Below are 24,531 nucleotides of genomic sequence, written 5' to 3'. Positions count from 1 at the left end.
TCTGACCGCCGTGATGCGGCAGTGCATGGATGAACGAGGTAGCTAACAGGCGCTTTTGCCCTCTACACTCGGACATTCATTGATACACGGAGGTTTTTCCATGCGGCGTGTGGTGTTCAATCAGAAAGGTGGCGTTGGCAAGTCCAGCATCGCCTGCAACCTGGCGGCGGTGAGCGCCAGTGAAGGCTATCGAACCCTGTTGGTGGACCTCGATGCACAGGCCAACTCAACCCAGTACCTCACTGGGCTGACCGGCGACGATATCCCGATGGGCATTGCCGAATTCTTCAAGCAAACCCTGTCTTCCGGGCCGTTTTCGAAGAAAAATCGGGTGGATATCTACGAAACGCCGTTCGATAACCTGCATGTCATCACCGCGACCGCCGAGCTGGCGGACCTGCAGCCCAAGCTTGAGGCCAAGCACAAGATCAATAAGTTGCGAAAGCTGCTGGATGAGCTGAGCGAGGATTACGACCGGATTTACCTCGATACGCCGCCAGCCCTGAATTTTTATGCGGTTTCGGCGCTGATTGCCGCTGATCGAGTGCTAATCCCCTTTGATTGCGACAGCTTCTCGCGCCAGGCGCTGTACGGCTTGCTGGCGGAAATCGAAGAATTGAAGGAAGACCACAATGAAGGCCTGGAAGTGGAAGGCATCGTGGTCAACCAGTTCCAGGCCCGTGCGAGCCTGCCGCAGCAGATGCTCGATGAGCTGATTGCCGAAGGCCTGCCGGTGCTGCCGGTGTACCTGGCCAGCTCCGTGCGCATGCGCGAGTCGCACCAGGAGAACAAGCCGCTGATCCACCTCGACCCACGGCACAAGTTGACGCAACAGTTTGTGGAGTTGCATAACTTGCTGGAAAACGCCTGATCCTTGCCGTCACCGCATAACCTGTGGGAGCTGGCTTGCCCGCGATACAGGCGACCCGGTCTGTCAGGCACACCGAGGCGATGCCATCGCAGGCAAGCCAGCTCCCACATTTGTTTTTGCATTCCTGTAGGGGATTTGGATGGGGCCCACAGAGGCTGTAGGAAGGGTCTGGCAAACGGGGTTGTGCCTTGTATCGTTGCCTACAGGTAAGCCAGAATCCGCCGGCTTGTGCGTCTGGATGGGCGTCTCTAAGGTTCTCGGACCGCTGAATGTTCAGTGGTCGGGTTTAGTAGCCCGAAGAACGGCGTAAAGTGCACGAGCTTCATCTAGCAGACTTTTGTCTGTGTTTGATGGTGGCTGTGCGTAGGGCATCTTCGGGTGCGCCGGCTTTGCGTTGTTCCCCGGTCTACTAACCTGCGCACAGCTGCCACCCTCGTTTAGTAGCGAGGTAAGGGCGGCCCACTCCGGGAATAACGATGAAAACCAGTCATCTTTACAGCATTACCCCCAACCTCTCCACAGAAGCCCTCGTGCTCAACAGCTACGAGACCTTCTCTTCCGTTCGAACCCTATTGCTCAACCTGTCCAACGATCTCACCGGCGAACACCGCGACGTCGCCCTGGCTATCCATCAATTAAGCGAACTCGGCGTACAACTCGTAGGCCAGATGATGGACCGCGAATCCCCCGTAGCCTTAAGGTAAAACGCGGACAAAAATGTGGGAGGGGGCTTGCTCCCGATAGCGGTGTGCCAGTCACTGCATACATTGACTGACCCACTGCCATCGGGAGCAAGCCCCCTCCCACATTGGTCGCGGTGCTCGCAAAATCCGAATTACACGCCCTGGCTACGCAACCAGCTCATCAACTGCGGCAACGGAAAAGCCCCACTCTGGCGCGCCACTTCGCGGCCGTTCTTGAACAGAATCAAACTGGGGATCGAACGAATCCCCAACTGCGCCGAGAGCTGCTGATTGGCTTCGCTGTCCAGCTTGGCCAAGCGACATTTACCTTCCAACTGAGCGGCTGCCTGTTCAAACACCGGCGCAAAAGACTTACACGGCCCACACCACTCGGCCCACACGTCCACCAGCAGCGGCAGGTCGCCCTTGATCTGGCTGGCGTAGTCACCTTGTTTCAGCTCAAAAGGCTTGTTGAGCAAAACGGGTTGCTTACAGCGCCCGCATTTAGGGGAATCGCTCAGGCGTTCGCTGGGGATACGGTTGAGGCCGTTGCAATGCGGGCAGGGGATGACAAGAGGTTCGGACATGGTGGGCTCCTTGGATATGGCCAATGGAGTGAATTTGGAGTCAGCGCCCGGGTTTATCAAGGCGTGGAGCAAATGACTTATCCCCTCACAGTTTGCCGATGCTGATGTGAGGCCGCCTGTCTACGCTGTCGGAGCTTGTTCTGTTTTGCGCCATCTGTCTGTTTGCGAATATAGCAAATTGCGATAGTTCGGATTCGGGTTTAACCTTCATGGCACGATGCGATAAGGATGTTGCATGCGAGTGATCAGCGAGAAAAGGATTTGGGAGGCAAAGGAAAAATGGCCGCGTTCAGCAAGTGCTTTAGATGAGTGGTACCGCCGGATTAAACGCAACAGCCCGGCTGACTTCGCTTCTATGAAAGGCATTTTTCCCGCAACAGATAAAGTTGGGCAGCTCCATGTGTTCGACATTGGGGGAAACAAGCTGAGGCTAATCGCTTTCGTGCGGTACCAAAAGCAACGAATTTACATCAAGTATCTGCTAGATCACCGCGCCTATGAACAGGACAACTGGAAGGAGAAAATCAGATGAGCGCACTCATTCGGCTCGCTGCTGAACATTGGCAATTTGTTTCACCATTGCTGCGCAAGCCTAAAAATGAGGCGGATTACGACGTACTGGTGACTGCTCTCGACGAACTGCTGGACCTGATCGGTGAGGATGAATCAAATCCTCTGATGAGCTTGGTGGATATTCTCGGTGATTGGATTGAAGCCTACGACCTTGAGCATCGCCCGATGCCCGTCGCCAGTGGTGTGGACGTGCTGCGCGCAATGATGCGCGAGCACGGTTTGAAACAGAGTGATTTGCCAGGTGTAGGCACGCAGTCGGTCGTTTCGGAAGTCCTGAGCGGTAAGCGCAAGCTCAATCTGCGGCAGATTAGATGGCTGGCCGACCGATTTGGGGTGTCAGTGGAAACCTTTATCTAGGGGTTTTATGACGAACAACTAATCTCCAAATGCTTGCCCCAATCCGGCGGCCGCTGGGCGTATTGCTCCATCCCCGGCTGTTCTTCGAACGGTTTGCTCAGCACTTCATGCAGCCGCCTGACTTCGCTGTAATCGCCTGACTCGGCGGCGGTGATGGCGTTCTGCGCCAGATAGTTGCGCAGGATGTACAGCGGGTTGACTGCATGCATCCGCTCGCGGCGCCGCTCCTCACTGTCATCGCCGTCGCGTGCAACACGGGCCATGTACAGCTCTGCCCACGCATCAAACCCGGCCAAATCGACAAAGTCATCACGCAGCCGCGCCACAGCCAACGCCGCCGACTCATCGCCCAGGCGCCGGAAGAACAGCGTGTAGTCCACGCCGCTGTTCTGCATCAGTTTCAGCAAGCGCTCCACCAGCTTCTGGTCATCCTCTTCGGCAGTGGTGAGCCCCAACCGGCGGCGCATCAAGTCCAGGTAGTGCGCCTGATACAGCGGCAGGTACAGGCCAAGCGCTTCCTTCAAGGCGTCGACGCTGATAAACGGCGTGAGTGCCTGGGCCAGCGCACTCAGGTTCCACTGCCCGATCGGCACCTGGTTGCTGAAGGAGTAACGCCCTTCATGATCGGAATGGTTGCAGATGAAGTGCGCATCAAAGTCGTCGAGAAACGCAAACGGCCCGAAGTCGAAGGTGATGCCCAGGATCGACATGTTGTCGGTGTTCATCACGCCGTGGCAGAAGCCATAGGCTTGCCATTTGGCGATCATCTCTGCATTGCGCTCGACGATTTCGCGGAACATTGCCAGGTAGGGCTCGGGCTGTTCGCGGCACTCGGGGTAGTGCAGGTTCAACACGTGTTCGGCCAGTTCTGCCTGCTGTTCGGGCTTTTTGGTGTAGTAGAAATATTCGAAATGCCCGAAGCGAATATGGCTGTGAGCCAGGCGCAACACCATGGCGCCACGTTCCTGTTTCTCGCGCCATACCGGGGTGCTGGAGCCGACCACGCACAACGCGCGGCTGCTGGGGATGCCCAGTGCGTGCAGGGCTTCGGAAGCGAGAAATTCACGAATCGAAGAACGCAGCACCGCGCGACCATCGCCCATGCGCGAGTAAGGCGTCATCCCGGCGCCTTTGAGGTGCAAGTCCCAATGCTCGCCAGCCGCGTTGTACACCTCACCCAGCAACAACCCACGGCCATCACCCAGTTGCGGTGTGTAGCCGCCGAACTGATGCCCGGAATAGACCATCGCCCGTGGTTCCGCTTCGGCCCACAGCTTGTGCCCGCTGAAAAGCTCAGCGAACACCGGCGTTTCGGCCACCGCCGGGTCGAGGTCAAGCAGTGCCATGGCGGCACTGCTCGCCACGACAAGGCGCGGCTCGTCGAGGGGTTCGGGCAGTACGTGGGTTGAGAACGCGTCGCCCAGGCGTGCGAAGCGGTTGTCGAAGGTCAGTTCGTCGAGGGCTTTCACCGGCCATCTCCAGCAGAATGTCCGAGCATTCTGCTGGGGATAGACGCGTTAGTCGAGTTTGCTCGGCGGCGGCTCTTGCGCACCGCCGTCGTTGGCGGGCTTGGCCGGGGTGTCGACTTCTACCAGTTTGTATTCCTGGCCGTGGAGATTTTTGAGGTAGACCTCCATCTGACGGAACGAGATGTTGATGTGGTGGTTCTTGAACTCACGGTTGATAAAGCGGTTTACCTCGTCGATTACCGGGTTGCGGTCACCCAGGTCGCGCACGTGCATGCGCAGTTCGTGGTCGAGGGTGCTTTCGCCGAAGTTGAGGAAGTACACGTGGGGTTCCGGCTCTTTCAGCACGCGGGGGTTTTCCCTGGCGGCCTTGAGCAACAGATCCTTCACCAGATCCAGGTCTGAACCGTAGTCCACGCCCAGTTTCAGCGTGACGCGGGTGATGGTGTCGGTCAGCGACCAGTTGATCAGTTGCCCGGTGATGAAGGTTTTGTTCGGGACAATGATGTCTTTGCGGTCGAAGTCGGTGATGGTAGTGGCACGGATGCGGATCTTGCTGACCGTGCCCGACAGGTTGCCGATGGTGATGGTGTCGCCGATGCGCACTGGGCGTTCGAACAGGATCATGATGCCGGAGATAAAGTTGGCGAAGATCTCCTGCATCCCGAAGCCCAACCCCACCGACAGTGCCGCCACCAGCCATTGCAACTTGTCCCAGCTCACGCCGAGGGTAGACAGCGTGGAGACGAAACCCACGCCTGCAATCACATACGACAGCAAGGTGGTTGTGGCGTAGGCGCTGCCTTGGGCCAGATCCAGCTTGGACAGCACCAGCACCTCGAGCAAACCGGGCAGGTTGCGCGCCAGGGCAAAGGTGATGCTGATGATGATCGACGCCCCGAGCAAGTCGCCGATGCTGATCGGCACCATGCTGATATTGGCGCCGGTGCCGCTGGTGTATTCGTAGAGGGTGACGTTGTCCAGGTAGGAGAACACGGTGATCAGGTCTTTCCACACCCAATACAGCGCAGCGATAAAACCGCCGAGCAGGGCCAGGCGAATCAGGCGCATGGACTGTTCGTTGACTTGCTCGATGTCCAGGGTAGGTTCTTCTATCACCGCTTCGCCGTCACCGGCTTCCTTGGCGGCCTGGCGTTTGGCCAGGGCGCGCGCATAGGCCAGGCGCCGTGCGGCCACTCCCAGGCCGCGCACGAAGGTGGCCTCTATGACCAGCCAGAACATCAGCAGGTACAAGGTGTTGATCAAGCGGTCGCTGAGCTTGAGCGCGGTGTAGTAGTAGCCAAAGCACACCGCGATAAACAGGGCGATGGGCAGGGCGGTAAACATCAAGCCTACGGCTTTACGAAACAGCGAGGCTTTTTCGTGGGTCGGGCTGTTCAACAGCAGGCGGCCCAGCAGCCAGGCCATCAGCGCGTAGCAGGTCAGCACCACGCCGATGCCCAGCACGTCGTCGGCCAGCGCTGCCGGCTGGTGCTCGGCGATCGCCACCACCGCCACCAGGGCCAGCACCACCAGCCCGAGCTTGCGTACCCATCCCTGCAGAAAGTGGACCTGAGGCCGTTCCCAACGGAAGTGCAACTCTGCCACGCCGCCCGGGGCGAGGATTCGGTAAGCGGTGTAGAACACCAGCCATGCCTGGGCGATCTGCAACAAGGCAGCGCCCAGGTTGGCGTTTTGCCCACGGGCGTCAATTTGCAATGCGTAGCCGCACAGCGCCAGGCCCAGGGACACCGGCATCGCCAGCAGGATATTGATCAAAATCGCCTGCGGTGTGTGCCACTGGCTGTCGCGTTTGAAGTGGCCGATGTCCAGGTGCACCTTGTTCAGGCGCTGGTACAAGGCTTTGCGCCGCCACAACAGCGCGCCGATCAATAGCAGTAACGGCAGGAACAGCAGTGGGCGCTGGGTCAGGCCGTCATACAGTTCGCTGACGCTGGAAGCCCAGGGCAGGGTGGTGACTTGCTTGCTCAGGTGGTCCGGTACGGTTTCCAGCCACTCGGTGTCCAGCGGCTTGTTGCTGGGGATCCAGAACATTTGCTCGTCGAGGGTCGCACGCAGGTTAGTGGCGGTGCTGAGCAGTTGTTTCTGGTTCAGTTGCAGGGTGATCGATTCGTTCAGCAGCGCGCTCAGCTCACGGCTCAGGCGCTCCAGCAGGTCGCTGCGGGTGATTGCCAGCTCCAGCAGGGTACGTCGCAGTTGCGGCGTTACGTCGTCGGGTGGCTGGTTGGCGAGCAGGTTATCCACATACGTGCTGGGGGTGCTGATCAGCTCGCGCTGCTGGTTGACCTCGAACTGGTACAGGCGAATGTTGGCGATATCGTCTGCCAGGTTGCGATCCACGGTGAGGCGTGGTAGCGCCTGTTTTTGTTTATAGAGAATCTTGGAGAGCAGCAGGCTGCCCTTGAGCACGTTGATCTGTTCGTCCAGCGCCGAGTCGCTTTGGGTCACGGTGTCCAGTTGCTGCTTGGTCTGCAGGTTTTTCTGGGTCAGGTCGTTGAGGCGGTCGGTGCTTTTGAGCAGGTAGTCGGAGAGCTTCAGGTTGGCTGCGCTCTCCGTGGCCAACAGGCTGCTGCCGCCGGCTTTCTGCGCTTCGATGGATTGTTGGGTAACGGTCTGCTGGGACTGGGCCAGGCGTTTCTGGTTGATCAGGGTTTGCAGGTCCTGGATCTCTTGTTCCAGGCGCGCGGTTTTTTCCACCACCAGATCGTGCTGGCTGTTACCCAGGTCTTGCAGTTGGCTGTTGCCGGCCAGTTCCTGGCGGCGCAGCGGGATCAGGGCATTGAGGGCCGCGAGTTCGGCGTTCAGCTGGTTGCGCTGGTCGCCGCTGAGCGTCTTGCCGTTGTCTTTGCCGGCCTTGAGGATCGAGTTGATCTGCTGGATGCGCGTCTGGCTGCTGCTGATTTCAGTCTGGGCGCGCTCGGGCCGGGTCTGGGCGGCGATGGTCAGGCTGTTGGCCTCGGCCAGCTCTTTTTGCAGGTCGCCTTGCTGGGTGGTGCGCTGCACCAGCAATTGCTCGAGCTGCGGCACCGGCAGGGTGGCGTAGCGTTGGGCCACCGGGATGATTTTGGTGGCCTTGAGCCGCACCAATTCACGCTGGTTGTCGGTGGTCTGGCGCGGGGCGGCTTCCAGCTGGCGTTTGAGGTCGGCGAGGCGCTGCTCGTAATCCTGCTTGTTGCCCAGGTAGGTCAAGGTCTGTTGCAGGATTGTTTGCAGCGCCTTCATGTCGGCATCGGGCAGCTTGCGGTCGGGCAGCTTGTCCAGGGTTTGCTGGATGGCGTCGGCGCTGGGCGGGTCGGCGGCGTAAACGCTGCCGACACAAAGGGTCAGGCCCAGCAGGGCAGTGGCTATAAAGGTGCGCAGAGTTGTCATGGATACCGGTCGAGCAAGGTAAAGAAGGTGGTGGCGTGGCGCCATAGCCCCGCAGTTTAGAGGAAGAGTCCAGGGCCTGGACGACTTCCTTCGGGGAATTTGACGCCGACTTTTCCAATCTTGTTCCCGTCCATGACTGCGACGGTCCACAGGGTGTTGTTCCATTCCACTTGGTCGCCCACAACCGGCGCGCCGCCGACTTTCTGAGTGATGAAGCGGCTCAATGGCATATCCGGGTCGATGCCCTCGAGCTTGAGGCCGTACAGGGCGGAGACCGCGCCCAACTGGGCGTCGCCTTCGAGCACAAAATCGCCGAAGAAACGCAGGTCGAGGCCGCGTTGCGGTGCCTGGCTGAACAACTTGCCCAGGGCCGGGAGGTTGTGTTCGTGGCCGATCACACAGAGCAAATCGTCGACTTCCAGCACCGTACTACCCGACGGGTGGAGCAGTTGCTGGCCGCGGAACAGGGCGGCGATGCGTGTGCCCTCGGGCATTTTCAGCTCGCGCAGGGCCGCGCCGATGCACCACTTCTCCGCGCCCAGGCGGTAGACGAACAGCTCCCACTCGCTGGTAACGTGCACTTCGAGGGCCGCGCGGGAAATCGGCGCAGGTTCCGGCGGCACGGTGACTTTCAGCAGCTTGGCCACCCAGGGCAGGCTTGTGCCCTGCACCAGCAACGACACCAGCACGATAAAGAACGCCAGGTTGAAATACAGCTGCGCGTGAGGCAGGCCGGCCATCAACGGAAACACCGCCAGGATGATCGGTACCGCGCCGCGCAGGCCGACCCAGGCGATAAAGGCTTTTTCGCGACCGTGGAACGCTTTGAACGGCAGCAGGCCGACCATCACCGACAGCGGCCGCGCAAACAGGATCATCCACAGCGCCAGGCCCAATGCTGGCAGGGCAATCGGCAGCAAGTCATGGGGCGTGACCAGCAGGCCCAGCACCAAAAACATGCCGATCTGTGCCAGCCAGGCCATGCCGTCGAGCATGTGCAAAATGCCGTGACGGCTACGCACCGGGCGGTTGCCGATGACCAAGCCGCACAGGTACACGGCGAGGAAACCGCTGCCGTGCAGGGCGTTGGTCAAGGCAAACACCAGCAGGCCACCGGCGATCACCAGAATCGGGTACAGGCCGGTGGCCAGGTTGATGCGGTTGACCATTTGCAGCATCAGCCAGCCGCCGCCCAGGCCAACAATACCGCCGATGCCGAATTCACGGATCAGGTGGCCCAACAGGCTCCAGTGCAGGCCGGTTTGGCCGCTGGCCAGCATGTCGATCAGGGTAACGGTGAGGAACACGGCCATTGGGTCGTTGCTGCCGGATTCGATTTCCAGGCTGGCGCTGACCCGTTCGTTCAGGCCCTTGCCGCCCAGCAGCGAGAACACTGCCGCGGCGTCCGTCGAGCCGACGATGGCGCCGATCAACAAGCCTTGAATGATATTAAGGTTGAACAGCCAGGCCGCAGCCATCCCGGTGAGGCCGGTGGTAATCAACACCCCCACCGTGGCCAGCGATAATGCCGGCCAGAGTGCCACGCGGAAACTCGCCACCCGTGTGCGCAAGCCGCCGTCGAGCAGGATCACTGCCAGCGCAAGGTTGCCCACCAGGTAGGCGGTCGGGTAGTTATCGAAAATGATGCCGCCGCCGTCGACGCCGGCGGCCATGCCTACGGCCAGGATGATCACCAGAATCGGGATGCCCAGGCGTGACGAAAGAGAACTTACCAGAATGCTCGCACCCACCAGCAACGCGCCGATCAAGAACAGGCTGTTGATGGTCGTCGCATTCAAAGGCAGTACTCCAGAACTGGGAAGACGGGCGCGAACTGACCATGCAGTCTGCGTGCCAGCGATTCTAACCTGTTGAATTGCAGTGCTGTCAAAAAGCTTTCGCGGGCCTGCACCCATCCAATGTGGGAGCTGGCTTGCCTGCGATGCGGGCAACCCGGTAAGCCAGGTTCACCGAGCCGATGCTATCGCAGGCAAGCCAGCTCCCACAGGAATCGACTTCGCCAGGCAGGTTATGGGTTACAGCCTGAAGCGTCCCACCATCCCATTCAAATCCACCGCCAATCGCGACAGCTCACTGCTCGCCGCACTCGTCTGGCTGGCGCCGGTCGCTGACTGCACCGACAGATCGCGGATATTCACCAGATTACGGTCCACTTCCCGCGCTACCTGTGCCTGCTCTTCCGCCGCGCTGGCGATGACCAGGTTGCGCTCGTTGATTTCGACGATCGCGGTGTTGATGGTGTCCAGCGACATCCCGGCGCCTTTGGCGATATTCAACGTCGATTCCGCGCGCTCGGTGCTGTTACGCATCGAATCCACCGCATGCTCGGTGCCGGCTTGAATGCTGCCGATCATCCGCTCGATCTCGCTGGTGGACTGCTGGGTGCGATGGGCCAAGGCCCGCACCTCATCCGCCACCACGGCAAACCCACGGCCGGCTTCACCGGCACGCGCGGCTTCAATCGCAGCGTTCAGCGCCAGCAGGTTGGTCTGGTCAGCCAGGCCGCGAATCACGTCCAGCACCTTGCCGATATCCCGCGATTCATTGGCCAGGTCGCCAATCAAGGTGGCCGTGGCTTGCACGTCGCCGCTCATGCGCTCGATGGCGCTGACAGTTTCCTGCACCAGATCACGGCCATCACCGGCAGAAGTGGTCGCATTGCGCGACGCTTCGGAAGTGCTCACCGCATTGCGTGCGACTTCTTCGACGGCGCTGGTCATCTCGTTGACGGCGGTGGCGGCTTGTTCGATTTCATTGTTTTGCTGGGTCAGGCCGCGTGCACTTTCGTCGGTGACGGCGTTCAGCTCTTCCGCTGCCGACGCAAGCTGGGTGGCGGAACCGGCGATGCGTTGCAGGGTGTCGCGCAGCTTGTCTTGCATCTTGGCCATGGCGGCCAGCAGGCGGCCGGCTTCGTCGTTGCCGTCGACCTTGATCGGGCGCGTCAGGTTGCCTTCGGCCACTTCTTCGGCGGCTTCCAGGGCCTGGGCGATTGGCAGGGTGATGCTGCGGGTGAGCAGCCACGCGAACAACAGGGTCAGCGCCGTGGCAATGATCAACAGTCCCACCACCAGCTCAAAGGCCATGTCGTACTGGTCTTTGGCTTGCTGGTTGGTGGCGTTGGCCATCTTGTTGTTGATGTCGAGCAGGCGCGTCAGCACCGTGTTGACCTGCTCGGAGTTGCTCAGCAACTCGGTGTTGAGCAAGGCCCGCAGCTCGTCGATCTGGTTGGCGCGAGACAAGCTCTTCATGCGCTCCTCGATCTGATGGTACTGGCTGAGCAAGCGCACGTATTCGTCATAGGCGGCCCGCTCTTCGCCGCTTTCGATGAGTTTTTCGTAGACGCCCTGGGCGCTGCGGATCTGCTGGTTGCGCAGTTCAAACGCCTCAAGGGTCTTTTGCTGCACGTCCGGCTCGCGGTTGGTCAGCAGGCGATACGACAACACCCGCAGGCGCAGAGTCAGCTGGGTGAACTCGTCGAGGGCGCGAATGCTTGGCACGCTGGACAGGGTGATGTCTTCGGTGGCTGCGCGAATCTTGCTCATTTGGTTCAGGGCGAACACACCGAGAAACAACATGAGTGCGCCAATAAACGCGAAGCCAAGAAAGGCCCTCGGCGCGATATTCATATTACGAAGAGACATGCTGGAATCCTGGGGAGAAGCGCGATCCGTGCGGCCGTGAGACGGGGTGTGTATGAGCTATCGGCCATGCGACTAAAGTCTTAAGGGGGCGCGCGCTTTTGTCGCATCTGACGAGCAGTTGCGCGGATTCAGGAACCAGATCGGGTAAATGCAGTCACTAAGGCTCGAAAGTGCGGCCCGGCCCTTAAAAAACGGGCTGCGCGCCGGGGATAACCCTGGCATCCGAGGTGAATTTTCTTTATCGTCACCGCCCTTTGAAAATGCCCGAGAAATCAAAATGTTAGAAGCATCCCTCAGCCAATTGGAACAACTGGTCAGCGACCTAGTACAGCAGAATCAGGACCTACTGGGCAGCAACGAATTCCTCAAAGCGGAACTGGCCCGCGCCAAGGATGAAAATGACAGCCTGCAACTGAACCTGATGGAGCAGGAAGAAAAGCACGGCGCCACCGCCGCTCGCATCCAAGCGTTGGTTGAGCGTGTTAGCGCAGGGCCTGTCGGCGCATGAATGAAGGGATAAAGGTCGTTTCGATTCTCGGAGAGGATTACTCGATCAAGGCGCCGGACGGGGAAGATCAAACCCTGATGCACGCCGTGACCATGCTCAAGGCGTCCCTGGCCACCACCAAGAAAAAGTACCCGACCCTGATCGGTGACAAATTATTGGTACTGGCCGCACTGAACCTGTGCGCCGAGCAGATCGAAATGAAAAAGCACCACCAGCAGGAACTCGACCGTTACCAAGAGCAAGTCAGCGCCACGGTCGATGTGATTTCCAAGGCGATCGGAACGCCTTAGAACCACTCATCCTGCATCCCCAGGCACGTGTCATCGCGTGCCTCCAGAATCGCCAGTTCATGATGGCAGCTCGGCACTTCCCAGGTCAGGAAGTACCGAGCGGCCTGGAGCTTGCCTTTATAGAAGGCGACATCGGCCGCATTGCCCCTGGCCAACCCTTCCTCGGCGCGAATCGCCTGCTCCAGCCAGCGCCAGCCAATCACCGTGTGCCCGAATACCTTCAAGTACAACGCCGAATTCGCCAGGCTGCTGTTGACCTTGCCTTGGGCCAGATCGGTCAGCAGGCCAATCGTCACGCTTTGCAGGCGTGCCACCAGGTGTTCCAGGGGTTCTCGCAATGCCGTCAGTGATGAGTGTTCCTGAGCGCGCGCGGCGGTTTCGGCGATCAGGCGGATCAGTTGTTTCAACCCCGCACCGCCGTTTTGCGCGAGTTTACGCCCAAGCAAATCCAGCGACTGAATGCCGTGGGTACCTTCATGGATCGGGTTCAGGCGGTTGTCGCGGTAGTATTGCTCCACCGGGTATTCGCGGGTGTAGCCATGGCCGCCGAGAATCTGGATCGCCAGTTCATTGGCCTTGAGGCAGAACTCCGACGGCCAGGACTTGACGATGGGCGTGAGCAAATCGAGCAATTCGTGGGCGTGCTTGCGCTCGGCATCGGTGGCCAGCGTGGTGGTATCGTCGAACAGGCGCGCTGCATACAAGCCGAGGTCGAAGGCGCCTTCCACATAGGCCTTCTGGGTCAGCAGCATGCGCTTGATATCGGCGTGCTGAATGATCGAGACCGGCGCGGTGCTGGGGTCTTTGCTGTCGGGCAGGCGCCCTTGCGGACGTTCGCGAGCGTACTCCAGCGAGTAGAGGTAGCCGGCGTAACCCAGCATCACCGCGCCCATGCCTACGCCGATGCGCGCCTCGTTCATCATTTGGAACATACAGCTCAGGCCCTGATGCGGTTTGCCCACCAGATAGCCGACACAGTTGCCGTTATCGCCGAAGTTCAGTGCCGTGGACGTTGTACCGCGCCAGCCCATCTTGTGGAACAGCCCGGCCAGCAGCACGTCGTTGCGTGCGCCCAGACTGCCATCGTCGTTGACCAGGAATTTGGGCACGATAAACAGCGAAATGCCCTTCACTCCGGCCGGTGCATCCGGCAACTTGGCCAGCACCATGTGCACGATGTTTTCCGACAGCGGGTGATCGCCACCGGAGATGAAAATTTTATTGCCCTTGAGCCGATAACTGCCGTCAGCAGCGGGCTCGGCGCGTGTACGAATATCCGACAGCGACGAGCCGGCATGCGGCTCGGTGAGGGCCATGGTGCCGAAGAAACGGCCGTCGATCATCGGTTGCAGGAAGCGCTGATGCTGTTCCTCGGTGCCGAAGCTTTCGATCAGGTTGGCGGCGCCCATGGTCAGGAACGGGTAGGACGTGGAGGCGGCGTTGGCAGACTGGAAGTGCGCGAAACAGGCCTGGGACAGCAACGTTGGCAGTTGCATGCCACCGGCTTCAAAACTGCGGGCGGCGTTCAGAAATCCGGCTTCAAGGAACGCGTCCACGGCGGGTTTCACTTCCGGGATCAGGATCGCCTTGCCGTCTTCATAGCGCGGCTCGTTTTCGTCGTTCTTGCGGTTGTGCGGCGCGAAAAACTTCTCGGCAATGCTGCGCGCGGTGCTGATGGCGGCATCAAAGGTTTCACGGTTGTGTTCGGCAAACCGCTCGCGCTGAGTCAGGCCCTCGGCATCGAGGACTTCGTACAGCTCGAAAGCCAGATTGCGGGAACTGAGCAGCGTCTCGGACATGGCGGCTTACCTGTAGGGGAATAGGCCTGAGTCTAAGTGTGCGAATGGAGGCTGGATAGCAAGATTGATTTGCGTGATGGAAGGGCAGAACGAGAGAAGGGCATTGCGAGCGCGGTCAATGTGGGAGCGGGCTTGCTCGCGAATGCGGAGTGTCAGTCACCCAATGTACTGACTGATTTACCGTATCCGCGAGCAAGCCCGCTCCCACATTAGTTAGCCGATGGTCATCAGGCTGGCGTTACCACCCGCTGCAGCGGTGTTAACGCTCAACGCGCGCTCGATCACCAGGCGCTCAAGGCCTATCGTGGTTTCACCCTGCGACAAACCATGCACCCCGACAATCGCCCCGCCACGCTGGGCCACTTGCTGGCAAACAGCGCGCAGTTGGTCGGAATCGCCGTGGTGCAAGACGGCATCGAACACCACCTCGTCCTTGGTCCAATCAGCAACGCGCTTGATCTTCGCCTGAATCTCCCTTGGCAGGCGTGTGAACAAGGCCTTGGTCAGGTCGGTTTCCGGCCATACCGCCGAACCGCCGACGGCCAATACCGCCGCCAGTTGCGTCAGCAGGTCACCTTCCACTTCCGCCAGGCACAACACGTGCTCGCGGGGCAGGATGGCGTAGCTGTTGCGCTCGCCGGTCGGGCCGGCCAGTTGGCGGGTGATACCGCTTTGCGATTGCGCGGCGAACTGGCTGCACAGGGCGCTCAGGTCGCTGAACTGGTTGCTGTCGGCCCAGGTTTTCAGGGCGGTCAGCGGTTGGCTCATGGCATCGCGCAGACGCACGTCCGGTGCGGCCAGCTTGTCGCCACGCACGAAGGATTGCTCGATCGCATCGGTAGGACGTGTCGACAGCAGGCGGTACAGGTACAACGGCCCACCGGCTTTCGGGCCAGTGCCCGACAGGCCTTCGCCGCCGAATGGCTGCACGCCGACCACGGCGCCGACAATGTTGCGGTTCACGTAGACGTTACCGGCATGTACGTTGTCGATCACCTTGGCGATGGTCTCGTCGATGCGAGTGTGCACGCCCAGGGTCAGGCCGTAGCCGGACGCGTTGATCTGCGCGATGAGCTGGTCGATCTCTTTGCGCTTGTAACGCACCACGTGCAGCACCGGGCCGAAGATCTCCCGTTGCAGTTCGTCGAAGCTTTCCAGCTCGATCAGGGTCGGCATCACGAAAGTGCCGCGCTTGATCTCTTCGCCGTCGGCAATCGCCACTTGGTACACGGCGCGGCCTTTGTCACGCATGGCCTGGATGTGTTTCTCGATGCCGGCCTTGGCTTCGGCGTCGATCACCGGGCCGATGTCCACCGACAGGCGTTCCGGGTTGCCCAGGCGGCATTCAGCCATGGCGCCCTTGAGCATTTCGATGACACGGTCTGCCGAATCTTCCTGCAAACACAGTACACGCAGGGCCGAGCAACGCTGGCCGGCGCTGTCGAAGGCCGAGGACACGACGTCGATCACCACTTGTTCGGTCAGTGCCGAAGAGTCGACGATCATCGCGTTCTGGCCACCGGTTTCGGCGATCAGCGGAATCGGACGGCCCTGGGTATCCAGGCGACCGGCGACGCTGCGTTGCAGCAGGCGCGCCACTTCGGTGGAGCCGGTGAACATCACGCCTTTGACGCGATCATCACCCACCAGGCGCGCGCCGACGGTTTCGCCCTGGCCCGGCAGCAGTTGCAGCACGCCTTCCGGAATGCCGGCTTCGAGCAAAATACGCACGGCCTGGGCGGCCACCAGTGGTGTTTGCTCGGCAGGCTTGGCCAATACCGGGTTACCGGCCGCCAGTGCTGCAGCGACTTGGCCACTGAAAATCGCCAGCGGGAAGTTCCACGGACTGATGCAGACCACCGGGCCCAATGGGCGGTGGGCGTCGTTGGTGAAATCGTTACGGGCCTGCACCGCGTAGTAGCGCAGGAAGTCCACGGCTTCACGCACTTCGGCAATGGCGTTGGCAAAGGTCTTACCGGCTTCGCGAGCCAGCAGGCCCATCAGCGGCTGTATCTCGCCTTCCATCAAGTCGGCGGCGCGCTCCAGGATCGCGGCGCGTTCGGCGGGCGGGGTGGCCTGCCAGATCGGACCGGCGTTGATGGCGCACTGGATGGCGTTGTCGACGTCTTCGACGGTGGCTTCCTGTACATGGCCGACCACATCGCGCAAGTCGGATGGGTTCAGCACAGGGGCGGCGGCTTCATTGCTGGACGCGCAACCGAGCATCGGCGCGGCCTTCCAGTCGTTGTGGGCCGTGGCCAGCAAGGCGCAAGACAGCGACGCCAAGCGGTGTTCGTTGGCCAGGTCGATACCGGCCGAGTTGGCGCGGTCGCTGCCATACAGGTCGCGCGGCAATGGAATACGCGGGTGCGGCAGGCCGAAGCCGCCTTCCAGCGTCGCCATTTGCTCGATGTTGGCCACTGGATCGGCCACCAGCTCCTGAATCGAGATGGTGTGGTCGGCAATCCGGTTGACGAACGAGGTGTTGGCGCCGTTTTCCAGCAGGCGCCGCACCAGGTAGGCCAGCAGTGTTTCGTGGGTGCCGACCGGTGCGTACACGCGGCACGGACGGTTCAGCTTGCCATCGGAAACCTTGCCTACAACCTGCTCGTACAGCGGTTCACCCATGCCGTGCAGGCACTGGAACTCGTACTGGCCGGGGTAATAGTTCTGACCGGCGATATGGTAGATGGCCGACAGCGTGTGGGCGTTGTGCGTAGCGAATTGCGGGTAGATGACTTCCGGTACCGACAGCAGTTTGCGTGCACAGGCGATGTAGGAAACGTCGGTGTACACCTTGCGGGTATAGACCGGGTAGCCCTCCAGGCCTTCAACCTGGGCGCGCTTGATTTCGCTGTCCCAGTACGCGCCTTTCACCAGGCGGATCATCAGGCGATGGCGGCTGCGGCGCGCCAGGTCGATGACGTAGTCGATCACATACGGGCATCGCTTCTGGTAAGCCTGGATCACGAAACCGATGCCGTTCCAGCCGGTCAGTTGCGGCTCGAAGCACAGGCGTTCCAGCAGGTCCAGCGACAGCTCAAGGCGGTCGGCTTCTTCGGCGTCGATGTTCAGGCCGATGTCATATTGCTTGGCCAGCAAGGTCAGTGACAGCAGGCGCGGGTACAGCTCATCCATCACGCGCTCGTATTGCGCACGGCTGTAACGCGGGTGCAGTGCCGATAGCTTGATAGAGATGCCCGGGCCTTCATAAATCCCACGGCCGTGTGAGGCTTTGCCGATGGAATGAATGGCTTGCTCGTACGAGGCCAGGTACTTCTGGGCATCGTGTTCGGTCAGCGCGGCTTCACCGAGCATGTCGTAGGAGTAGCGAAAACCCTTGGCTTCGAACTTGCTCGCATTGGCCAGGGCTTCGGCGATGGTTTCGCCGGTGACGAACTGCTCGCCCATCAGGCGCATGGCCATGTCGACGCCCTTGCGGATCATCGGCTCGCCGCTCTTGCCGATAATACGGCTCAGGGACGAGGTCAAACCCGCTTCATTGTGGGTGGCGACCAGTTTACCGGTCAGCAGCAGGCCCCAGGTGGCGGCATTGACGAACAGCGACGGGCTGTTGCCCAGGTGCGGCTGCCAGTTGCCGGTGCTGATTTTGTCGCGGATCAGCGCATCGCGGGTGCCTTTGTCCGGGATACGCAGCAGCGCTTCGGCCAGGCACATCAGGGCCACGCCTTCCTGGGACGACAGGGAAAATTCTTGCAGCAGACCCTGAACAATACCGGCACGGCCGCCGGCACTCTTCTGATTGCGCAGTTTTTCGGCAATCGAGGCGGCCAGCTTGTTGGTGGCTTCGGCCATTGCCTGCGGCAGGCGTGCCTGCTCGATCAGCATCGGCACCACTTCCGGCTCAGGGCGGCGGTAAGCGGCGGTGATCGAGGCGCGTAGTACCGATTGCGGCAGGATGCTCTCGGCGAACTCCAGGAAGCACTGGTGGGCGTGGTCGGGCTGGATTTCACCAGCATCATCAGCGTCCTTACTGCCCAAACCATTGAGTTCGTTCAGGGTTGCACCACCCTCGAGTTTCTCCAGGTAATTGAAAATCGCCTGCTTGATCAGCCAGTGCGGCGTGCGATCAATGGAGGTCGCGGCCGCCTTCAGGCGTTCGCGGGTCGGGTCGTCGAGTTTGACCCCAAGGGTGGTCGTTGCCATCTTTTTATCCTCATGGGTGCCACTACCGAGTGGCATCTGCTGGCGGCAAGATTAGCTTTGCCCAACAAGAGGTGCAACCGGGTGCAACCCTTTTGTTCAGGAAATTTTCGACGGTTCACAGGAAAAAATCCGGCCTTCAACCGAATCGGCTTCACCTTGGTGCATTTGCTTCTGAGATCGGCTGTTCTTGCTCCGAAAAGGAGCAAAAAAGGAGGGTTTTCGACGAATCACGCTAAGGTGCAACTTATTCTCAAGAAACTGGTTGCACCTTATTTGCTTTGTTGAATAGCATTCGCGGCCAAGGTGCAACCACCTTCAAGGTTCGGTTCATCGGCTGGCGGCTTTCCTGGGGAAACGTCAGTCATAAATGCGCGGCAACCAGTTACGTTTACTCACTGAGCCAGTGGGTGGCGTCTGACAGACCGTCGCTACATAAAAACAAAGCCAGGGCGTCACTCTTATGAGCGTTAGTAATCCTACCCTGATCACGTTCGTGATCTACATCGCAGCAATGGTGCTGATCGGCTTCATGGCCTATCGCTCCACCAACAACCTTTCCGATTACATCCTCGGCGGTCGCAGCCTCGGTAGCGTGGTCACAGCCTTGTCGGCCGGTGCTTCCGATATGAGCGGCTGGTTGTTGATGGGCCTGCCGGGCGCGATCTACATGTCCGGCCTGTCGGAAAGCTGGATCGCCATCGGCCTGATCGTTGGTGCCTACCTGAACTGGTTGTTCGTGGCCGGCCGCCTGCGAGTGCAGACCGAGCACAACGGTGACGCCCTGACGCTGCCTGATTACTTCTCCAGCCGCTTCGAAGACAAAAGCGGCCTGCTGCGGATCATCTCTGCGGTGGTGATTCTGGTGTTCTTCACCATCTATTGTGCCTCCGGCATCGTGGCCGGTGCCCGCCTGTTTGAAAGCACGTTCGGCATGTCCTACGAGACGGCGCTGTGGGCCGGCGCTGCGGCGACGATTGCCTACACCTTCGTGGGTGGTTTCCTTGCCGTCAGCTGGACCGATACCGTCCAAGCCACGCTGATGATCTTCGCCCTGATCCTGACGCCGATCATCGTGCTGCTGGCTACCGGCGGCATCGACACCACGTTCCTGGCGATCGAAGCCAAGAATCCGGACAACTTCAACATGCTGAAAAACACCTCGTTCATCGGCATCATCTCGCTGATGGGCTGGGGCTTGGGTTACTTCGGCCAGCCGCACATCCTCGCGCGCTTCATGGCGGCGGATTCGGTGAAGTCGATTGCCAAGGCGCGCCGTATTTCCATGACCTGGATGATCCTGTGCCTGGGCGGCACCGTGGCGGTGGGCTTCTTCGGCATCGCTTACTTCTCGGCGCACCCTGAAGTGGCGGGGCCGGTCAACGAGAACCACGAACGTGTGTTCATTGAACTGGCCAAGCTGCTGTTCAACCCGTGGATCGCTGGCGTGCTGTTGTCGGCCATTCTGGCGGCCGTCATGAGTACCCTGAGCTGCCAGTTGCTGGTGTGCTCCAGCGCCTTGACCGAAGACTTCTACAAAACCTTCCTGCGCAAAAACGCTTCCCAGGTTGAACTGGTGTGGGTCGGCCGTGCCATGGTGCTGTTGGTTGCCCTGATTGCTATCGTTATGGCCGCCAACCCGGACAACCGTGTACTGGGTCTGGTGAGCTACGCCTGGGCCGGTTTCGGCGCTGCGTTTGGTCCTGTGGTACTGATTTCGGTGATCTGGAAAGGCATGACCCGCAACGGCGCATTGGCGGGCATTCTGGTGGGCGCGATCACTGTGATCGTGTGGAAGCATTTCAACCTGCTGGGCCTGTACGAAATCATCCCGGGCTTTATCTTCGCCAGCTTGGCGATCTACGTCGTGAGCAAGCTGGGCGCACCGACTGCGGGTATGGTTGAGCGTTTTGATGCTGCGGAAAAAGACTACAACCTCAACAAGTAATTTTTCGGGCGTTTAGCGCCAGATGAGCTGAAAAAAGGCCCGCCATCCGTAGGATGCGGGCCTTTTTTTGCGTGCGATTTACGTCCGCCGCAAGAACATTCGGACGTGTGCGTGTAGGGCTTTACTGATTTTCCCAGGACGTGCTCAGCCGGGCGCAGCAGTGGTGCAGAATCTGGCGCCTACCCTTCGCAGAGAAACACCGGATGTTCGCTCCTGCCAATCAAAGTGCCTTTAACCTAACCCTGAGTGGGGTTGCGTGCGACCTTAAAGTCTTTAGCTTCAAAGGTCAGGAGGCGCTCAGCCAGCCCTATCGTTTTGAGCTTGAGTTGGTCAGCGAGCAACCCGATATCGACCTGGAAAGCATGCTGCATCGCCAGATATATCTGGGTTTTGATGAACAGGGCCATGGCGTTCACGGCCTGGTTTATCGGGTGGCCCAGGGCGATTCCGGACGACGTCTTACGCGCTACCAGATCAGTCTTGTGCCGCAATTGGCGTACCTGATGCACAGCAGCCATCAGCGTATTTTCCAGCACAAGACGGTGCCGCAGATTGTTGCGCTGGTGCTGGTGGGGCAGGGGATTCAGGGCGACCGCTTCGAGTTTCGGCTGAGCGGTCACTACCCGGAGCGTGAGTATTGTGTGCAGTTCGGTGAGACCGATCTGGCGTTCATTCAGCGCCTGTGTGCCGAGCTGGGGATTCACTATCACTTCCAGCATTCGCCCGAGGGGCACGTGCTGGTGTTCGGCGATGACCAGACAGTGTTTGCCCAGGCTGACCAGCCCACCCCGTATACACCCGGTTCCGGAATGGTGGCGGGCGCCCCGGCGATCAAACGGTTTGCGGTGCAATTGGAAACCCGCACGACGTCAGTGAGCCTGCGCGATTACGATTTCCGCAAGCCACGCCTGGCGTTGGAGAGCGAAGTCGCCGGCGAGGCGTTTCCCACGCTGGAGGAGCAAACCTACCCCGGTCAATTTTCTGACCGGCTCCATGGCAAATACCTCGCGCAACGTGGTTTGGAGCGCCACCGCCGAGACGCTCGCGTCGCCCACGGCGAAGGCGATGAGCCGGCGTTGGTCTGCGGGCGTTTCCTCATGCTGAGCGGGCACCCACGTGAAGAATGGAACAACTTGTGGCTGGTGACGCAAGTAACCCACGAAGGTAAACAACCCCAAGTGCTCGAGGAGGCCGTGACTGAGGTCGAAGGCGGGGATTTTCGCCAGGGCTATCGCAACGAGTTTATCGCTGCGCCGTGGGATGTGATCTTTCGTCCGCCCATGCCTGAGCAGCAGCGTCCGACCCTTGCGGGTTATCAGAACGCGGTGGTCACCGGCCCTGCCGACAGCGAAATCCATTGCGATGAATACGGTCGGGTCAAAGTGCAGATGGCCTGGGATCGCGACGGGGCGCACAACGACCATTCCAGTTGCTGGCTGCGCGTCGCCAGTGCCTGGGCCCATGACCGTTATGGCTCGGTGCTGATCCCCAGGGTTGGCATGGAAGTCCTGGTGGGCTTCGTCAATGGCGACATGGATATGCCCCTGGTGATGGGTTGTCTGCCCAACGCTGCGACACCAGTGCCTCTGGACTTGCCGGCGGACAAGACCCGCAGCATTTTGCGCAGTCACAGCAGCCCGGGTGGTGGGGGCTACAACGAACTGCGGATTGAGGACCGCAAGGGTGCCGAGGAAATCTACCTGCGTGCCCAGCGTGATTGGACCCAGCATGTGTTGCATGACCAGCAGGTACAGGTTGATAACCTGCGCCGTGTGAGGGTCGGTGGCGAGTCCCATCATGAGCTTCAAGGCGAAGAGCAACGCATCACCCATGGCAACCGCCTGACCGAGCTCAAGCAGGATGATCACCTGGTAGTCGGCGGGTCCCAGCAGGTGCGGGCCGGTCGCAGCATTCAGATAGGCGCAGGGCAAAGCATCGTGATCGACGCGGGTGCCGCCGTTACGATCCAGGCCGGAGGGCAGTCGATCACGGTGTCGGCGGCCGGCATTTTCAGCAGTGTGCCGATTCAGATTGGCGGTGCGCCCGGTCCTGCCGCTGCGCCGTTAATGGCGGGAATAAAAGAAAAACTGCTGGCGGTTATTCCCGCACCGTTGAGCCGCGTGCAAGTGGCCAGTCTGAAACGCAGCGCACCGTTTTGCGAAGAGTGTGAGCGCTGCAAGAACGGTCAGTGTGATATCACCCGACACCTTTAAGCTTTAATTATAAGGAATTGCCCTTATGCGTCACGCTTTGGCGCCACGCGCTTGGCTGGCTCAATGCCCTTTGCTACCCAATGAGCAGATGTTTGTGGTGCTGAGCGGAGCCAGCGACGCCAAGCCCTTTGCCGCTTGGCAAACCATGGCTGCCGGCGTGCCGCCCCGGGCGATCTGGGCAGGCACAGCCTACGCGCAGTGGAGCGAGGTAATGCCTTATGTTGGGCTCATCGAGCCCCGCAGTCCCTTCCTCGACTGGGTCGCAACCACCGAATCAATGGATTGGGGCTGGCTGGCGGTTTCATCCAGCCCGCCGGAAACAGTGCTCGCGCACCTGCAAAGCTTGACCAAGGTGTTTGCGCACAATGACCAGGCAGTGTTTTTGCGCTTCTGGGATGCTGCGCAGTTTCTACCGATTGTGCGCAACCTGGGTAACGAGACGGGGAGCGTATTGCCGGTGTTCCAGCGGTATCTGATCAATGGCCAACCGCTGACCGTTGCGACTGGGCCCGTCACCGCCGCCAAAGCCAGCCCTTGGTGGCGAGTGCCGGAATCGTTGCTGGAACAACTGGCAGCGCGATTGCCCCACGTGCTGATCGATAACCTGCTGCAATGGCTCGAGGAACAGCGCCCTGACCTGTACACCGCCTTTAAGCCGGCGACCTTGCGGCACAAGGTCGCCTACTTCGCGCGCAGGCCGGACATCAGCCATGAAGCGCTGGCCGATGACCTCGCCTCAGCGTTGAGTTGAACCCAATGCCTGCTGCAGGTCTTCGATCAGGTCCTCAATCGCCTCGATGCCCACTGACAGGCGAATCATCTCCGGCTTCACGCCTGCCTTGGCCTGTTCCTGCTCGTTCATCTGTCGGTGAGTCGTGGACGCGGGGTGGCAGGCCAGTGATTTGGCGTCGCCGATATTCACCAGGCGTTTGAAGATTTGCAGGGCGTCGTAGAAGCGCACGCCAGCGTCATAGCCGCCCTTTAAGCCAAATGACAGGATCGCCGAGGGTTTGCCCTGCATGTATTTTTGCGCCAGTGCGTGGTGCGGGTGCTCCGGCAACCCGGCGTAGCTGACCCATTCCACCTCGGTGTGGCCTTGCAGGAATTGCGCGACTTTCAGCGCGTTCTCGGTATGGCGCTCCATGCGCAGGGCCAGGGTTTCCAGACCTTGCAGCAAAAGGAACGCGTTCATCGGTGCGAGGGCTGCGCCGGTATTGCGCAACGGCACGGTACGGGCGCGGGCGATGAAGGCGGCAGGGCCGAATTTTTCGGTGTAGACCACGCCGTGGTAGGCCGGCTCGGGCTGGTTGAGGCCGGGAAATTTCTCCGGGTATTGGGACCATGGGAAGGTGCCGCTGTCGACGATTACGCCGCCCAATGAGTTGCCATGGCCGCCGACGTATTTCGTCACTGAGTGCACCACGATGTCGGCACCGAACTGGATCGGCTTGCACAGGATTGGCGTGGCCACGGTGTTGTCCACCATCAACGGGACGCCCCGGGCGTGGGCGACTTCCGCCAGGGCTTCAATGTCGATGATATTGCCGGCCGGGTTACCGATGCTTTCGCAGTACACCAGCTTGGTGTTGTCGTCGATCAGTTCGGCGATGGCTTCGGCAGAGTCGTTGCGGGCGAAACGCACATCGACGCCAAAACTCGGCAGCAGGTGGGCGAACAGGGTGTAGGTGCCGCCATAGAGTTGCGGGGTGGTGACGATATTGTCACCGGCGCGGGTCAGGGTCTGGATCGCGTAGTGGATCGCCGCGCTGCCGGCCGAAACGGCCAGGGCCGCAATGCCGCCTTCAAGCGCGGCGAGACGCTGTTCCAGCACATCGTTGGTAGGGTTCATGATGCGCGTGTAGATGTTGCCGGGTACGTCCAGGTTAAAGAGGTCGGCGCCATGTTGGGCGTTATCGAATTCGAAGGCGACGTTCTGGTAGATCGGCACAGCGACAGCCTTGGTGGTCGGGTCCGATTTGAAGCCGTGATGCAGTGCAATAGTGGCGTCTTTCATGATTGT

16 protein-coding genes and 2 pseudogenes are annotated in these 24,531 nt (G+C 60.2%); 9 read left to right on the top strand and 9 right to left on the bottom strand.

Annotated elements, in window-relative coordinates; genetic code table 11:
* Positions 1 to 100: 100 nt before the first annotated feature.
* Together ACLBW8_RS11780 and ACLBW8_RS11775 are read left to right on the top strand one after the other, a co-directional pair.
* Complete coding sequence (locus tag ACLBW8_RS11780) at positions 101 to 871, top strand: ParA family protein (protein WP_012721840.1); 771 nt, start codon at positions 101 to 103, stop codon at positions 869 to 871.
* Positions 872 to 1,347: 476 nt separating this feature from the next.
* Positions 1,348 to 1,575, top strand: a complete 228-nt coding sequence (locus ACLBW8_RS11775; RefSeq protein ID WP_447805418.1) for a DUF6124 family protein — start codon at positions 1,348 to 1,350, stop codon at positions 1,573 to 1,575.
* Between the two features lie 131 nt (positions 1,576 to 1,706).
* Here the strand turns inward: ACLBW8_RS11775 and trxC are convergent, their stop codons facing one another.
* Positions 1,707 to 2,141, bottom strand: coding sequence for a thioredoxin TrxC (gene trxC / locus ACLBW8_RS11770; RefSeq protein WP_447805417.1), 435 nt, complete (start codon positions 2,139 to 2,141; stop codon positions 1,707 to 1,709).
* A gap of 235 nt (positions 2,142 to 2,376) precedes the next feature.
* Between trxC and ACLBW8_RS11765 the strand changes: the two genes are divergently transcribed.
* The gene (locus ACLBW8_RS11765; protein WP_221293749.1) at positions 2,377 to 2,673 is read left to right on the top strand and encodes a type II toxin-antitoxin system HigB family toxin; all 297 of its coding nucleotides are present in this window, start codon (positions 2,377 to 2,379) and stop codon (positions 2,671 to 2,673) included.
* Positions 2,670 to 3,071 carry a helix-turn-helix domain-containing protein gene (locus ACLBW8_RS11760; protein WP_447805416.1) on the top strand — a complete coding sequence of 134 codons (402 nt, stop codon included), beginning with the start codon at positions 2,670 to 2,672 and terminating at the stop codon, positions 3,069 to 3,071. The genes ACLBW8_RS11765 and ACLBW8_RS11760 overlap by 4 nt, the downstream gene beginning before the upstream one ends.
* Positions 3,072 to 3,076: 5 nt before the next feature.
* On the opposite strand, the gene selO is transcribed toward ACLBW8_RS11760, so the two are convergent.
* The 5 genes and pseudogenes from selO to ACLBW8_RS11735 all read right to left on the bottom strand — a co-directional run.
* Positions 3,077 to 4,540: a protein adenylyltransferase SelO gene (selO, locus tag ACLBW8_RS11755; RefSeq protein ID WP_447805415.1), complete on the bottom strand. Its 1,464-nt coding sequence runs from the start codon at positions 4,538 to 4,540 to the stop codon at positions 3,077 to 3,079.
* Positions 4,541 to 4,588: 48 nt separating this feature from the next.
* The gene (mscK, locus tag ACLBW8_RS11750) at positions 4,589 to 7,927 is read right to left on the bottom strand and encodes a mechanosensitive channel MscK (RefSeq protein ID WP_064450341.1); all 3,339 of its coding nucleotides are present in this window, start codon (positions 7,925 to 7,927) and stop codon (positions 4,589 to 4,591) included.
* Positions 7,928 to 7,983: 56 nt separating this feature from the next.
* Positions 7,984 to 9,726 (bottom strand): potassium/proton antiporter, encoded by a 1,743-nt coding sequence (locus ACLBW8_RS11745; protein ID WP_064450342.1) that lies wholly within the window; start codon positions 9,724 to 9,726, stop codon positions 7,984 to 7,986.
* 237 nt (positions 9,727 to 9,963) lie between these two features.
* Positions 9,964 to 10,563 (bottom strand): annotated as a pseudogene (locus ACLBW8_RS11740) (methyl-accepting chemotaxis protein); the annotation flags it as partial.
* Positions 10,564 to 10,866: 303 nt separating this feature from the next.
* Positions 10,867 to 11,523, bottom strand: a pseudogene (locus ACLBW8_RS11735) (MCP four helix bundle domain-containing protein); the annotation flags it as partial.
* Between the two features lie 343 nt (positions 11,524 to 11,866).
* Between ACLBW8_RS11735 and ACLBW8_RS11730 the strand changes: the two are divergent.
* Positions 11,867 to 12,097, top strand: a complete 231-nt coding sequence (locus ACLBW8_RS11730; protein ID WP_447805520.1) for a hypothetical protein — start codon at positions 11,867 to 11,869, stop codon at positions 12,095 to 12,097.
* The gene (locus ACLBW8_RS11725; protein ID WP_447805414.1) at positions 12,094 to 12,387 is read left to right on the top strand and encodes a cell division protein ZapA; all 294 of its coding nucleotides are present in this window, start codon (positions 12,094 to 12,096) and stop codon (positions 12,385 to 12,387) included. Before ACLBW8_RS11730 ends, ACLBW8_RS11725 begins: the two co-directional genes overlap by 4 nt.
* On the opposite strand, the gene ACLBW8_RS11720 is transcribed toward ACLBW8_RS11725, so the two are convergent.
* Entirely contained in the window at positions 12,384 to 14,186 is a 1,803-nt protein-coding gene (locus tag ACLBW8_RS11720) for an acyl-CoA dehydrogenase (protein WP_447805413.1), read from the bottom strand. The genes ACLBW8_RS11725 and ACLBW8_RS11720 overlap by 4 nt on opposite strands.
* 213 nt (positions 14,187 to 14,399) lie before the next feature.
* Positions 14,400 to 18,353 carry a trifunctional transcriptional regulator/proline dehydrogenase/L-glutamate gamma-semialdehyde dehydrogenase gene (gene putA / locus ACLBW8_RS11715; protein ID WP_447805412.1) on the bottom strand — a complete coding sequence of 1,318 codons (3,954 nt, stop codon included), beginning with the start codon at positions 18,351 to 18,353 and terminating at the stop codon, positions 14,400 to 14,402.
* Positions 18,354 to 18,813: 460 nt separating this feature from the next.
* Here putA and putP point away from each other — a divergent pair, with 460 nt between their 5' ends.
* The 3 genes from putP to ACLBW8_RS11700 all read left to right on the top strand — a co-directional run bounded on the left by putP (position 18,814) and on the right by ACLBW8_RS11700 (position 23,262).
* The gene (gene putP, locus ACLBW8_RS11710; RefSeq protein WP_262666845.1) at positions 18,814 to 20,298 is read left to right on the top strand and encodes a sodium/proline symporter PutP; all 1,485 of its coding nucleotides are present in this window, start codon (positions 18,814 to 18,816) and stop codon (positions 20,296 to 20,298) included.
* A gap of 203 nt (positions 20,299 to 20,501) precedes the next feature.
* Positions 20,502 to 22,511, top strand: a complete 2,010-nt coding sequence (locus tag ACLBW8_RS11705; RefSeq protein WP_447805411.1) for a type VI secretion system Vgr family protein — start codon at positions 20,502 to 20,504, stop codon at positions 22,509 to 22,511.
* A 25-nt stretch (positions 22,512 to 22,536) separates the two neighbouring features.
* Positions 22,537 to 23,262: a DUF4123 domain-containing protein gene (locus ACLBW8_RS11700; RefSeq protein ID WP_447805410.1), complete on the top strand. Its 726-nt coding sequence runs from the start codon at positions 22,537 to 22,539 to the stop codon at positions 23,260 to 23,262.
* On the opposite strand, the gene ACLBW8_RS11695 is transcribed toward ACLBW8_RS11700, so the two are convergent.
* Complete coding sequence (locus ACLBW8_RS11695) at positions 23,248 to 24,525, bottom strand: O-acetylhomoserine aminocarboxypropyltransferase/cysteine synthase family protein (RefSeq protein ID WP_221293757.1); 1,278 nt, start codon at positions 24,523 to 24,525, stop codon at positions 23,248 to 23,250. The two genes, ACLBW8_RS11700 and ACLBW8_RS11695, sit on opposite strands and share 15 nt — an antisense overlap.
* Positions 24,526 to 24,531 lie beyond the last annotated feature (6 nt).

The sequence above is a fragment of the Pseudomonas sp. M5A4_2d genome, assembly GCF_053345295.1.
The sequence above is the reverse complement of the archived record's forward strand: the minus strand, read 5'-3'. Positions and strand labels throughout refer to the sequence as shown.

Excerpts from the sequence above, each read along its gene's own strand:
- putP (WP_262666845.1), top strand. The coding sequence starts at position 18,814 with ATGAGCGTTAGTAATCCTACCCTGATCACGTTCGTGATCTACATCGCA.
- ACLBW8_RS11780 (WP_012721840.1), top strand. The coding sequence starts at position 101 with ATGCGGCGTGTGGTGTTCAATCAGAAAGGTGGCGTTGGCAAGTCCAGC.
- ACLBW8_RS11760 (WP_447805416.1), top strand. The coding sequence starts at position 2,670 with ATGAGCGCACTCATTCGGCTCGCTGCTGAACATTGGCAATTTGTTTCA.
- mscK (WP_064450341.1), bottom strand. The coding sequence starts at position 7,927 with ATGACAACTCTGCGCACCTTTATAGCCACTGCCCTGCTGGGCCTGACC.
- trxC (WP_447805417.1), bottom strand. The coding sequence starts at position 2,141 with ATGTCCGAACCTCTTGTCATCCCCTGCCCGCATTGCAACGGCCTCAAC.
- ACLBW8_RS11705 (WP_447805411.1), top strand. The coding sequence starts at position 20,502 with ATGTTCGCTCCTGCCAATCAAAGTGCCTTTAACCTAACCCTGAGTGGG.
- ACLBW8_RS11730 (WP_447805520.1), top strand. The coding sequence starts at position 11,867 with ATGTTAGAAGCATCCCTCAGCCAATTGGAACAACTGGTCAGCGACCTA.
- ACLBW8_RS11695 (WP_221293757.1), bottom strand. The coding sequence starts at position 24,525 with ATGAAAGACGCCACTATTGCACTGCATCACGGCTTCAAATCGGACCCG.
- ACLBW8_RS11775 (WP_447805418.1), top strand. The coding sequence starts at position 1,348 with ATGAAAACCAGTCATCTTTACAGCATTACCCCCAACCTCTCCACAGAA.
- ACLBW8_RS11765 (WP_221293749.1), top strand. The coding sequence starts at position 2,377 with ATGCGAGTGATCAGCGAGAAAAGGATTTGGGAGGCAAAGGAAAAATGG.
- putA (WP_447805412.1), bottom strand. The coding sequence starts at position 18,353 with ATGGCAACGACCACCCTTGGGGTCAAACTCGACGACCCGACCCGCGAA.
- ACLBW8_RS11700 (WP_447805410.1), top strand. The coding sequence starts at position 22,537 with ATGCGTCACGCTTTGGCGCCACGCGCTTGGCTGGCTCAATGCCCTTTG.
- ACLBW8_RS11725 (WP_447805414.1), top strand. The coding sequence starts at position 12,094 with ATGAATGAAGGGATAAAGGTCGTTTCGATTCTCGGAGAGGATTACTCG.
- ACLBW8_RS11720 (WP_447805413.1), bottom strand. The coding sequence starts at position 14,186 with ATGTCCGAGACGCTGCTCAGTTCCCGCAATCTGGCTTTCGAGCTGTAC.